Source organism: Gilliamella sp. ESL0441 (assembly GCF_019469185.1).
Classification (GTDB): Bacteria; Pseudomonadota; Gammaproteobacteria; order Enterobacterales; family Orbaceae; genus Gilliamella.
In genome coordinates this window covers 679,630-693,982 of record NZ_CP048264.1, presented here as the reverse complement: position 1 = coordinate 693,982, position 14,353 = coordinate 679,630, and the positions used below count along the sequence as shown (strand labels likewise).

The 14,353-nt window shown below is 33.5% G+C and carries 4 protein-coding genes; all 4 read right to left on the bottom strand.

Annotation, left to right across the window (positions count from 1 at the left end):
* Window positions 1-93 precede the first annotated feature (93 nt).
* The gene (locus tag GYM75_RS03080; protein WP_220216707.1) at window positions 94-3,453 is read right to left on the bottom strand and encodes a DUF6138 family protein; all 3,360 of its coding nucleotides are present in this window, start codon (window positions 3,451-3,453) and stop codon (window positions 94-96) included.
* A gap of 107 nt (window positions 3,454-3,560) precedes the next feature.
* A complete protein-coding gene (locus GYM75_RS03075) occupies window positions 3,561-6,905 on the bottom strand; it encodes a DUF6138 family protein (protein ID WP_220216706.1) in 3,345 nt (1,114 codons plus the stop codon).
* A gap of 101 nt (window positions 6,906-7,006) precedes the next feature.
* Window positions 7,007-10,324 (bottom strand): WGR domain-containing protein, encoded by a 3,318-nt coding sequence (locus tag GYM75_RS03070; protein WP_220216705.1) that lies wholly within the window; start codon window positions 10,322-10,324, stop codon window positions 7,007-7,009.
* A gap of 101 nt (window positions 10,325-10,425) precedes the next feature.
* On the bottom strand, window positions 10,426-13,710 hold the full coding sequence (locus GYM75_RS03065) for a DUF6138 family protein (protein WP_220216704.1): 3,285 nt from the start codon (window positions 13,708-13,710) through the stop codon (window positions 10,426-10,428).
* Window positions 13,711-14,353: the final 643 nt, after the last annotated feature.

The following is a 14,353-nucleotide window of genomic DNA, read 5'->3' as shown; positions in this document are numbered from 1 at the left end:
TTCCTAATACTTATCTTTTTTATATTTATCAGAATAAATTAAATTTATCCTATTGTTTTTTTGGGCATAAGCCCCTTTTTATGATTTTATTTTTTATAATTTGGCTAACTTTTCCTGCCAGTATTCTTGATATTGTGGCAGGCGTTTTTGCGCTGTTTGGTACACCTGTTTTAGTTCAGTAGTATCGAGTTTTCTTTCCATTCTCTCCAATGCATAATCTAGTTTTTTTTGCTGCATATATGCCCTAAACAGTAGTGAGGCATCATAGACTTCGTCCATATCTGGGGTGATTTTTTCAAGCTGTTTGATTGCCCGATAATTATCATCCTTCAAAACCCCAGCGCCTAAAGCCTCATCCAAATACATCATACCGGGCTTAGAGTAATCAATGTTTGGGCTTCCTTTGGGACTATCGAAGTAATAGTATTGTTTTCGCAGTGCGTATAATTTTTCTTTATCGGGCTCCTTTTTGTTTATTGCATCTGCAATCTTAGCAAAATCCATTACTCCATAAATTAGCTGAGCTTGGTTTTTACCATAAATACCCATACCCACTTGATAGGGGGTGCCACTGAAATCAATCACGACCTTTTTACCAAAACGGTACGCTTGTTCAGCGCCCCAGATGATAGATGAGTTAGCGGTTATTTTTTTCCTAGATTTAATAAATTCAATCAGATGGTCAAATAGATAAGGATTAGTTATCGTTAATGGCGCAAAAACAAATGCTTCACACGATGAACCATCAGAATCTAATTCATCGAGATCAAACCCGCGTTTTTTAGCTTCCAATGGCGTAATGACACAAGGTGGATTTTCGATAAAATCTTGCTCATTAATGATTAGCGGTTCGGCATCGCTTTCTGGTTTAGGTGAGATATTATAAATAATTGGTTGACCGCTACCTTCTCCTTCATCCTTAAGAGCTTCTAAAGCTAAATCATGAAAATTTGCATATATCAACTTTTCTTGCGGATCTGTCGCATTATTAAATAATTTTTTTAACTTTTTAAGACTATAACGAGGTTCACCAAAAAGATATTTTACTAAATAAGTCAATTTACAATATGGATTTTTTGGCTCGTTCATACTGTAATAATCCGTCAAACTAGCTAAATTTTGCGGAATTTTATAAAATTGATTGGATAATTCAGACATATGTTGACCTTGAGTTAATTGCAATAAAGCAATCGCAACCGCTGTTTCGGGCGTAATACCCCAATATTTTTCAAGAACAATACCAAAATTACCTGCCAAATATTCATGGTCACCATCGGTTTCAAGTGCAAATTTAATAGCCAAATCCATATGTTTCACATCCGTCATTGCCAGGGCAATAGCAGCAAATGCCCCGGCGACTGAATTATATTCATCTTGTAAATCAAAACTATAATCAAATTCATACATGGTTAAGTCAACAAACTCTCGAATTTTATCATGTAAACTTTCGTACATGGCTGCTTTGCGGAAAAAGACATGTGAACAACAAGCGATTCCTCCTGCCCCTAGCTCTAATTCTTCAAAGTCTTCATATTCTTCAACGTATTTAGCGAATTCAGAATAGTATTCAGGCTTGGCAACAAAATAAATATGAAGCCAATGCCCTTCAAATATTTTTGAATAACCTTTTGCCATTAAGCTATTTAAATAATTAAGCGCATCCGAATATGCCTGTTCACTTTCTTGTTTAAAGCGTAAGTAAATTTCACCGCCCCATGGCATGGCTCTGGCGATAATGGTGTCAGTTTCACAAAAAACATCAGTTTCAGTAAAAGTATCATAAAAACGTTCGGTTTCTGATTGATTGTCTGAATTGTCTTTTTTTCCTAACTTACTATCAATAATGCCCAGCTTATCCCACGCTTGTTTTTGTAGAATTGCTGGTTCATATCCTTTATCAACTAAGTCTTGAATATGTATATCAGCATATTTAAATCCAAAATTTTCCCATTCAAACTGTAAATAAACTAACCACCATTTTTTAAAATCAACATGGGTGTGTTTCCATAACAGAGAACGTCCTTTAGATTCAGCCTCTTTTTCACCTGAATAAAGATATTTTTTTAATAATGCTAAAATTCTATCGGTATCATAATGATCAATAACGCCATTATAGGCAAAATATTCGTCAATCGTGTCAGTTAGCAAATCTACATCATATTCATCTGATTGCTCCAGATATTTTAGGTCTCTTTCAAGCTCAAGTATCTTTGTTTGTCGGTAGGTTTGTTCTATTGGTGTTTCAATGAAAATATTGTCCTCATCGCAAAAAGCAATTCTAAAATAATGATCTGTAATACCTTCAAAAAAACCATTATCCAGCATTTTCTGGAGTTTTTCGGTAAGTAGTGGCACAAAATATTGATTATTTATCTGATCACTATACTGAGGCTCATTATACTCAATATCACTAATAGCAAATGATTGATAACTTTTTGGGTTTCTATCTCGATTTAAAGCGTATATTTTCAGATATTTTTCATCGAAGGTGATATAAAAACCATAGGTATGATTCGGTAATTTGAAAGCTGGAATATTATCTTCACCACCAGCTCGAATAGAGTCAACAATGTGTTGTAACGTACTGGCTATTTTATCTGCCATTTGTACTGGATAATCGTTAAGATATTCTTCAGCCAGGCGATGAATTGAATCGGGACGGGTTTGATAATTGTCATAAATATATTTTAATACCCCTTGAGCATAAAAATCTTTCACTACAATGTTGGTATCTTTGATTGTTAAAAGATAGGTTATACAATCAAAATGCATTGAGGATATTTTATTGATGAATTTTGAAAAAATAACTTCTAAAGTATCTTTAACTAACGTTTGAAATACCTTAGTACTTGGACTCAACACTTTTAATTGTTCAAACGTCGCTTCGATATCGAACTGCTCACCTTCTTTAATATATTTTCGTAACAAAACTTTTAAGTTATCAAATTCTTGTTCTTGTGGTGTTTTAGTGACTGTCTCTTTTTTGATCGGCGCATCACTTTGTTTTGGTGGTTGTTTAACTGGAGCAACTTTTTTAGGCGGAACTTTACGTAACTCGTCAAAATCAAATGGGTTAGGTTGACCTTCACCAACCCATTCGTCGAGGTAAAACCATGGTTTTTCTTTACCGTCATCAATCACATCTTTGGGAGGAATCGGTTTTGGGTGATATTTCGGTTTTGGAGCATCAGGCATTTTGATGATTGTTTTTTCTGTGCAGGTTGATTGTTCAAGCGTTGGTGGAATTGCTTTTTCCTCATATCCCTTTTTGATTTTTGATTTGATCAGTTTGTTGGCTTCTTTTTCCGCATCGGCAGGCGAAGAAAACGTTTTAACTTGTGTTTGTCCTTTTGTCCCTACCTTACCAAATACGATTGTTAGCGATTCGTCTTGTTGGGTGATATACCAAAATTTGTTTGATTGTAAATCGCTATATTCTAGATACTTTTTCATCGTGTTATATTTTCCTAATACTTATCTTATAAATTATCTTTATCAGAATAAATTAAATTTATCCTATTGTTTTTTGGGGCATAAGCCCCTTTCTATAATCCTATTTTTTATAATTTCGCTAACTTTTCCTGCCAGTATTCTTGATATTGTGGCAGTCGTTTTTGTGCTGTTTGGTACACCTGTTTTAGTTCACTATTATCGAGTTTTTTGTGCAGTTTCCCCATGGCATAATCTAGTTTTTTCTGCATCATGTATGTCCTAAACAGTAGTGAGGCATCATACACTTCGCCCATATCCGGGGTGATTTTTTCAAGCTGCTTGATTGCCCGATAATTATCATCCTTATAAATCCCGGCGGCTAAAGCCGCATCCAAATGCATTATACCGGGCTTGGATTTATCAATGTTTGGGCTTCCTTTGGGACTATCGAAGTAATAGTGTTGTTTTCGCAGTGCGAATAATTTTTCCGTATCGGGGGCTTGTCTATTCATTGCAACAGCAATCTTAGCAAAATCCATTACACCATAAATTAGCTGAGCTTGGTTTTTACCATAAATTCCCATACCCACTTGATAAGGTGTGCCACTAAAATCAATCACGACCCTTTTACCAAAACAGTAAGCTTTTTCAGCGCCCCAAATGATAACAGAGCGGGCACCTATGTCATTTCGCACCTTATAATATTGGATAATAGCGTCGAAAATATAGGGATTAGTTATCGTTAATGGGGCAAAAATAACGGCTATCCATGAGGAATCACAAGTTTCCAATTCTCTAACATCAAACCCGCGTTTTTTAGCTTGCAATGGTGTAATAACACATGGTGGATTTTCAATAAAATCTTGGTCAACTATTGTTAACGGTTCAGATTCGCTTTCATATTTAGGTGGGAGATTATAGATAATTGGTTGACCACTACCTTCTCTTTCTTCCTCAAGAGCGTCTAAAACTAAATTATGAAAATCAGCATAAATCTCTTTTGCTAAAGGATCAGTTGCACGATTGAACAAATTTTTTAACTTCTTCAAGCTATATTTGCCATCCCCCCAAAGACATTCTACCAAGGTAATAATTTTGCGACTTTTAAAGGGGATATCACAGCTATTAAAATAATCAGCTAGCTCAGCAAGATTTTGCGGTATTTTATAAAATTGACTGGATAAATCAGGGGGATCTTGTTGACTTAACTGCAATAATGCAATCGCAACTGCTGTTTCAGGCGTAATACCCCAATATTTTTCAAGAACACCACCAAAATAACTTGCAAAAAAATCGTGTTCATCATCGGTCTCAAGCGCAAATTTAATTGCCATATCCATATGTTTCACATCCGTCATTGCCAAGGCAATAGCAGCAAATGTCCCAGCGACAGAATTATCTTCATCTTGGAGATCTAAACAACAATGAGATACCTCCATTGTTAATTCAATAAATTCTCGTATTTTATCATGTAAACTTTCGTACATCGCTGCTTTGCGGAAAAAGGCATGTGAATCACTGGCTAATGTTTCAAATTCTTCAATAATCTTGGCTAATTCAGGATAGTATTCTGGTTTAGCAATAAAATAAATCCTAAGCCAATACCCTTTAAATATTTTTGAATAACCTTTTTTCATTAAGCCATTTAAATAATCAAGTGCATCTGAATATGCCTGCTCGCTTTCTTGTTTAAAGCGTAAATAAATTTCACCGTCCGTTGGCATGGCTCTGGCGATAATAGTGTCAGTTTCACAAAATATATCATTTTCAGAAAAAGTATGATAAAAACGCTCCGTTTCTGATTGATTACTTAAATAGTCTTTTTTTTCTGGCTTGCAATCATTAATGAGCTGCTGTTCCCACGCTTGTTTTTGAATAATTGCTGGCTCATATCCTTTATCAACTAAGTCTTGAATATGTATATCAGCATATTTAAATCCAAAATTTTCCCATTCAAACTGTAAATCAACTAAACACCATTTGTTATAATCAAAATCTTCGTATTTCCTTAACAGAGAACGTCCTTTCGATTCAGCCTCTTTTTCACCCGAATAAAGATATTTTTTTAGTAACACTAAAATTCTATCTGTATCATGTGTTCTTACAATACCATCAAAAGCAAAATATTTATCAACAGTATTAGTTAACAAATCTGCATCATATTCATCTGATTGCTCCAGATATTTTAGGTCTCTTTCAAGCTCATATAACCTTGTTTGTCGATAGTTTGGTTCAAGTGGTGTTTCAATAATAATATTGTTTATTTGACAAACTACAATGTTAAAATAATTATCAGTAATACCATCAAAAAAACCATCGTTTAGCATTTTTTGGAGTTTTTCGGCAAGTAGTGGAAAAAAATATTGATTATTTATTTGATCACAATAACTTTCCGGATCATATTCAAGCTCATTTATATTTTCTGAATAATATGTTTTTTGATTGCATTTATATGTTAAAGAATTTATTTCTAGAAATTTATCCATTCCCCGATTTTTATAATCAAAAGTAATATAAAAACCATTAATTTGATTCGGTAATTTGTAAGCTGGGATATTATCTTCGCCACCTGCTCGGATAGTATTCACAATGCATTGTAATGCGTTAACTATTTTATTTACCATTTGTACCGAATAATCAGTAAGATATTGTTCCGCCAGACTATGGATTGATTCAGAGCGAGTCTTGTAGTGGCTATAAATATATTTCATTACTCCTTCGGCAAAGAGCCCGCTGAAAGTAATTTTTGGATCTTTGATTCTCAAGAAATACGTAATGCAATCAAAGTGAATAGGCGAAATATTCTTGATAAATTTTGAAAAAATGAGCAGAAGCATCTCTTTAATAAAAATTTGAAATTCATTATTGCTTGGGCTTAATGCTTTTAATTGTTCAAACGTCGCTTCGATATCAAACTGCTCACCTTGCTTTATATAACCTCGTAACAATAATTTTAAATTATCAAATTTTTGTTCTTGTGGTGTTTTGATGGCTGTCTCTTTTTTAATCGAGGCATGAATTTCTTTTGGTTGTGGCTGAATAGGAGTAACTTTTTCAGACGACATCTTACGTAACTCTTCAAAACCAAATGGATTAGATCGACCTCCATATGACCATCCTTGAAGATTAAACCACGGTTTTTCTTTACCATCATCAATCACATCTTTGGGTGGAATGGGTTTGGGGTGTTGTTTTGGTTTTGGAGCATCAGGCATTTTGATGATTGTTTTTTCTGTGCAGGTTGATTGTTCAAGCGCTGGTGGGATTGCTTTTTCCTCATAGCCCTTTTTGATTTTTGATTTGATCAGTTTGTTGGCTTCTTTTTCCGCATCGTAAGGCGAAGAAAACGTTTTAACTTGTGTTTGTCCTTTTGTCCCTATCTTACCAAATACGATTGTTAGGGATTCGTCTTGTTGGGTGATATACCAAAATTTGTTTGATTGTAAATCGCTATATTCTAGATACTTTTTCATTGTGTTATGTTTTCCTTATACTTATCTTTTTTATATTTATCAGAATAATTTGAATTTATCCTGTTTATTGGGGCATAAGCCCCTTTTTATGATTTTATTTTTTATAATTTCGCTAACTTTTCCTGCCAGTATTCTTGATATTGTGGCAGGCGTTTTTGTGCTGTTTGGTACACCTGTTTTAGTTCAGTAGTATCGAGTTTTCTTTGCAGTTTCTCCATGGCATAATCTTGTTTTTTCTGCATCATGTATGCCCTAAACAGTAGTGAGGCATCATAGACTTCACCCATATCCGGCGTAATTTTTTCAAGCTGTTTGGTTGCCCGATAATTATCATCCTTCAAAACTCCGGCGGCTATAGCTTCATCCAAATACATCATACCGGGCTTAGAGTAATCAATGTTTGGGCTTCCTTTGGGACTATCGAAGTAATAGTGTTGTTTTCTTAGTGCGTATAATTTCTCTTTATCGGGCGCTTGTTTGTTCATTGCTTCTGCAATCTTAGCAAAATCCATTACTCCATAAATTAGCTGAGCTTGGTTTTTACCATAAATTCCCATACCCACTTGATAAGGTGTGCCACTAAAATCAATCACGACCTTTTTACCAAAACGGTACGCTTGTTCAGCGCCCCAAATGATAGATGAGTTAGCGGTTATTTTTTTTCTAGGTTTAATAAATTCAATCAGATGGTCAAATAGATAAGGATTAGTTATCGTTAATGGGGCAAAAACAAATGCTTCCCACGATGAACCATCAGAATCTAATTCATCGATATTAAACCCACGCTTTTTAGCTTCCAATGGTGTAATGACACAAGGTGGATTTTCGATAAAATTTTGGTCAACTATTGTTAACGGTTTGGAATCGTTTTCATATTTAGGAGGGAGATTATAGATAATTGGTTGACCGCTAACTTCTCCTTCTTCCTCAAGAGCTTCTATAACTAAATTATGAAAATCTGCGTATATCAGTTTTTCTTGCGGATCAGTCGCATTATTAAATAATTTTTTTAACTTTTTAAGAGCATAACTAGGTTTATAATTATCAAAAAGTTCTATTACTAAATTAGTCAATTTACAATTTGGGTTTTTTGGCTCATTCCTTCTGTAATAATCCGTCAAACTAGCTAAATTTTGCGGAATTTTATAAAATTGACTAGATAATTTAGCCGTATGACATTCATAACTTAATTGCAATAACGCAATCGCAACCGCTGTTTCGGGCGTAATGCCCCAATATTTTTCAAGAACAATACCAAAATTACTAGCCAAATCTTCATAGTAACTATCGATTTCATTAGCAAATTTAATAGCCAAATCCATATGTTTTACATCCGTCATTGCTAAGGCTATGGCGGCGAATGTCCCGGCGACTGAACTTTCATTTTGTATTTCAAAACTTTTATGATCTTGATACATGGTTAAGTCAACAAACTCTCTTATTTTATCATGTAAACTTTCGTACATCACTGCTTTGCGGAAAAAAGCATGTGAACCACAGACTATACCTCCTATCGCTAGCCCTAGTTCTGATTCTTCAATGTCTTTAAGGTATTCAAAGTCTTCAACATATTTAGCAAATTCAGAATAGTATTTAGGCTTGGCAACAAAATAAATATGAAGCCAATGCCCATGAAATATTTCTGAATAACCTTTTGCCATTATTCCATTTAAATAATCAAGCGCATCGGAATATGCCTGTTCACTTTCTTGTTTAAAGCGTAAGTAAATTTCACCGCCCGTTGGCATGGCTCTGGCGATAATAGTATCAGTTTCACAAAAAACATCATTTTCAGTAAAAGTATTATAAAAACGTTCGGTTGCTGATTGATAGCGTGAATCGTCTTTTTTTTCTGACTTGCTATCAATAATGCCCAGCTTATCCCACGCTTGTTTTTGTATAATTGCTGGTTCATATCCTTTATCAACTAAGCATTCAACACCGTTATAAGCATATTTATAACTAAAATTTTCCCATTCAAACTGTAAATAAACTAACCACCATTTGTTATAATCAAAATCTTTGTATTTCCTTAACAGAGAACGTCCTTCCGATTCAGCCTCTTTCTCACATGAATAAAGATATTTTTTTAATAATGCTAAAATTCTATCGGTATCATAATTATCAATAATGCCATTATAGGCAAAATATTCCTCAACCGTGTCAGTTAGCAAATCTGCATAATATTCATCTGATTGCTCGAGATATTTTAGGTCTCTTTCAAGCTCAAATACCTTTGTTTGTCGGTAGGTTTGCTCTAGTGGTATTTCAATAAGAATATTATCTGTTTGGAAAAGGGCAATTTTGAAATATTTATTAGTCATATCACCAAAAAAACCATCATCCAGCATTTTCTGGAGTTTTTCGGTAAGTAATGGAACAAAATATTGATTATTTATCTCAACGCCATAACTAGTCCCATCATATTCTAGCTCATTTAGACTTTCTGAATAATAGCGTTTGGAATTTCGTTCATTGAATAAAGCATATATTTCCAGCGTTTTATAATCAAAGGTGATATTAAAGCCACAAACATTTTCAGGAAATTTGGTAGTTTCAAAAATACTCTGTAATGCGTTAACTATTTTATCCACCATTTGTATTGGATAATCGGTTAGATATTGTTCAGCCAGTTGATGGATTGATTCGGAATGAGTCTGATAACGGTCATAAATATATTTCATCACACCTTGTGCAAAGATTTCTTGGAAAAGAATTTCTGGATCTCTGATTCTCAAAAGATAAGGAATGCAATCAAAGTGAATAGGTGATATTTTCTTCATAAATTTTGAAAATATCATTTGAAGCATATCTTTGATGAAAATTTGAAATTCATTATTGCTGGGGCTTAATGCTTTTAATTGTTCAAATGTCGCTTCAATATCGAACTGCACACCTTGCTTTATATAACTTCGTAACAATATTTTTAAATTATCAAATTCTTGTTCTTGTGGTGTTTTGGTTAAAGTCTCTTTTTTAATTGAAGTATTACTTTGTTTTGGTGGTTGTTTAACTGGAACAACTTCTTTAGGCGGAACCTTACGTAACTCTTCAAAATCAAATGCTACAAGATCCCTCCACGGTTTTTTTTCACCATCATCAATCACATCTTTGGGTGGAATGGGTTTTGGGTGGTATTTCGGTTTTGGGGCGTCGGCCATTTTGATGATTGTTTTTTCTGTGCAGGTTGATTGTTCAAGCGTTGGTGGGATCGCTTTTTCCTCATAGCCCTTTTTGATTTTCGATTTGATCAGTTTGTTGGCTTCTTTTTCCGCATCGTAAGGCGAAGAAAACGTTTTAACTTGTGTTTGTCCTTTTGTCCCTATCTTACCAAATACGATTGTTAGGGATTCGTCTTGTTGGGTGATATACCAAAATTTGTTTGATTGTAAATCGCTATATTCTAGATACTTTTTCATTGTGTTATGTTTTCCTTATACTTATCTTTTTTATATTTATCAGAATAATTTGAATTTATCCTGTTTATTGGGGCATAAGCCCCTTTTTATGATTTTATTTTTTATAATTTCGCTAACTTTTCCTGCCAGTATTCTTGATATTGTGGCAGGCGTTTTTGTGCTGTTTGGTACACCTGTTTTAGTTCAGTAGTATCAAGTTTTCTTTGCAGTTTCTCCATGGCATAATCTTGTTTTTTCTGCATCATGTATGCCCTAAACAGTAGTGAGGTATCATAGACTTCACCCATATCCGGCGTAATTTTTTCAAGCTGTTTGATTGCCCGATAATTATTATCATTATAAATTCCGGCGACTAAAGCTTCATCCAAATACATTATACCAGGCTTGGATTTATCAATGTTTGGGCTTCCTTTGGGACTATCGAAGTAATAATATTGTTTTCGCAGTGCGAATAATTTCTCTTTATCCGGCGCTTGTTTGTTCATTGCAACAGCAATCTTTGCAAAATCCATTACTCCATAAATTAGCTGAGCTTGGTTTTTACCATAAATTCCCATACCCACTTGATAGGGAGCGCCACTGAAATCAATCACGACCTTTTTACCAAAACAGTACGCTTGTTCAGTGCCCCAAATGATAACAGAGCGGACACCTATGTTATTTTGCACTTTATGAAATTGGATAATAGCGTCGAAAATGTAGGGATTCGTTATCGTTAATGGGGCAAAAATAATTGCTCTCCATGGGGAATCATAAGTTTGCAATTCACCAACATCAAACCCGCGTTTTTTAGCTTGTAATGGTGTAATGATACAAGTTGGATTTTCGATAAAATCTTGTTCATCGATGATTAATGGTTCGGAATCGCTTTTTGGTTTAGGTGAGATATTATAAATAATTGGCTGACCGCTAGCTTCTCCTTCCTCCTTAAGAGCGTCTAAAACTAAATTATGAAAATCAGCATAAATTTCTTTTGCCAATGGATCAGTCGCATCACTAAACAACTCTTTTAGTTTTTTTAAGCTATATTTTTCGTTACCAAAAAGGCTCGAAACGAGAGTAATAATTTTACGACTTTTATGAGGGATATCATCACTATTAAAATAATCAGTCAGCGCCGCAAGATTTTGCGGTATTTTATAAAATTGACTGGATAAATTAGGTTGTTCTTGATAGCTCAATTGCAATAATGCAATCGCAACCGCTGTTTCTGGAGTAATCCCCCAATGTCTTTGCAATATTTTGCCAAAATAACTTGCCAAAAATTCGTGTTCATCATCGGTCTCAAGTGCAAATTTTATTGCCATATCCATATGTTTTACATCCGTCATTGCCAAAGCAATGGCAGCGAATGTACCTGCGACAGAATTATCTTCATCTTGGAGATCTAAACAATGGTGAAATTTCTCCATAGTTAATTCAATAAACTCTCGTATTTTATCATGTAAACTTTCGTACATGGCTGCTTTTCGGAAAAAAGCATGAGAGTCACTGGCTAATGCTGGGTATTCTTCAATAATATTGTTAAATGCACTGTAGAATTGAGGTTTTGCGACGAAATAAATTCTTAGCCAATAACCCTCAAATATTTTTGAATAGCCTTTTGCCATTAAGCTATTTAAATAATCAAGTGCCTCTGAATATGCTTGTTCACTTTCTGACTTAAAGCGTAAATAGATATTACCATCAGGCATGGCTCGAGCGATAATAGCATCCGTTTCACAAAAAATATCTTGTTCTATCAACGATTCATAATCATACATTATTTCAGATTGATTAGCATAATTATAATAATTATATCCATCGGTGATGAATTTTTTTTCCCATGCTCTTTTTTGATAAATTGCTGGAAGGTATCCTCGTTGAACCAGCTCATTAATTTCCATTATAGCATGATCATATCGACAATTTTCCCACAAATATTGAGCTGAAATGAGTTTGAGCTCGTTAGCAAAATCTGTTTGAGAGTATCCATAAGTCGGTATTAAAGACCACGTATGGTGTTCTATACCTTCATCGCCTGAATAAAGATATTTTTTTAATAACGCTAGAATCCTATCGGTAAAAGATTTTTGAATAAGGCAGGAAGTATCTAAATATTTTCTCAATAATATAGACAATAGCGTCACATCATACAGATCGGATTTTTCGAGTTGTTGAAGATATTCATCTATTTTTTCTAACTGCTCTTTGAGATAACTTTCGTTAATGCGTTTTTCAATTAATGGCTCTATTTCGCCTATAAATGTAATTTTAAAATAATTTGTCGCTAATCCATCAAAAAAACCTTCATTAAGCATAGTTTCAAGTTTATGTTTAAGTATAGGGGTTAAATATTTTATAATTAACTTCGACTCATGGTTTTGTGTATCTAAGCTGAATTGAGCATAGCAAGTTGGATCGTTCTTATGAACTAAATTATAAATACCACTATCCCTGACACTGAAATTTTCTATTTTTATACCGAAGCCATAGCTTTTTTTAGAAAGTTTATAAGGGGGGATATTACCTTTTCCTCCCGAACGGATGCAATTCACTATTTCTTTCAAAAAGTGAATTATTTGAGCGGAAATATTTTCACATAATCCTTTAAAATACTCTTCAATCAACATATTTATCATGTTCAAATCGCTTGGATTATGAGAGAAAAGATATTTCAGAACTCCTTGCGCATTTTTTCCTTTTACCATAATATTTGCTTCCTTAAGTGGTAAAAGATAAGCTAATAGCTCTAAATGGATTGGGCAAACCCGCCAAATAGAATCAGAAAATATCATTTCAAGAAATTCTTTAATTAAATTTTGAAATTCTTTTTCCGACGAACTTAACGCTTTAAGCCTGTCTAAAGTAGCAACGACTTCGAATTGATAACCAAAGCGATTACCTTCTTCTATATGTATTTGTACTTTATTTTTTAGATTTTTAAACTCATTAATATTTCGACTATTAGTTGAATTAGACGTATTGCTAATGTTTGTTTTACGTAACTCTTCAAAATCAAATGGATTCGGTTCACCTTCATCAGCCCATTCATCGAGGTCAAACCATGGTTTTTCTTTACCATCATCAATCACATCATTGGGTGGAATCGGTTTTGGGTGGTATTTCGGTTTTGGGGCATCGGGCATTTTGATAATTTGACTCAATCGGGAAATCGCTGGCAATAGCGTTGCTGGTATGGTTTTTTCTTGATAGCCCTTTTTAATTTTTGATTTTATTATTTTTATTGCTTCTTTTTCTGCTTCCTCCTGCGAAGCAAAGGTCTTGGTATGCTTTTGTCCTTCGGTTCCAATTTCACCATAAAGCACTGTGTAAAGATTGTCTTTTTGATCGATATACCAAAATTTATTATTTATTTCATCTAAACACTCATAATAGTGTTGCATTCCTAAACCTCATATTTTCTTATGTTTATTATTTATTTCTAAAATATAGCCTAAACAGATAATTTATTTTATGTAAAAACGTGTAATAATAAACAAAAAGCAGAATAATGTAAATTTAATAATTATTTGATCTAATTTAATTTATTCATTTGTGTTAGGTATTTTATCTTAGTGTGCAACGATATGTTTTTTATAAAATTAATGATCATTTAAACGAAAATAAATGACTAAGAAAATGGATTCAATCTATTGGATAAAAAAATAAACTATTTAAATGAATATCAAAAGTAAACAATTTAACTAATCATGATTGCTTATTTTTTGATTGCCAATTTTATTGCTATATGGTAAAAAAAGCTTAGTTACTTCTTTTTTAGTTTTATTTTTTTAAGTAAAAAAACAAACAAATTACAATTTTACACTTTCCCATTTTTAGTAATATAAACTGTTTTCATATTTAGCATTAACAATAATCTGTTGCTAGTCAAAAAAATCGTTTCCAATTATTAGTTATATAAGTAGGTATATGTTCAAAAAATTAAGCCCTCTTTGTTTTTTAACATAATTGCCAGATTCACGTAATGAGTTCTCAGCTGTCATTTTCAACTATTTGCTCTGTCGATTCAGAGTTCTGTTTAATTGT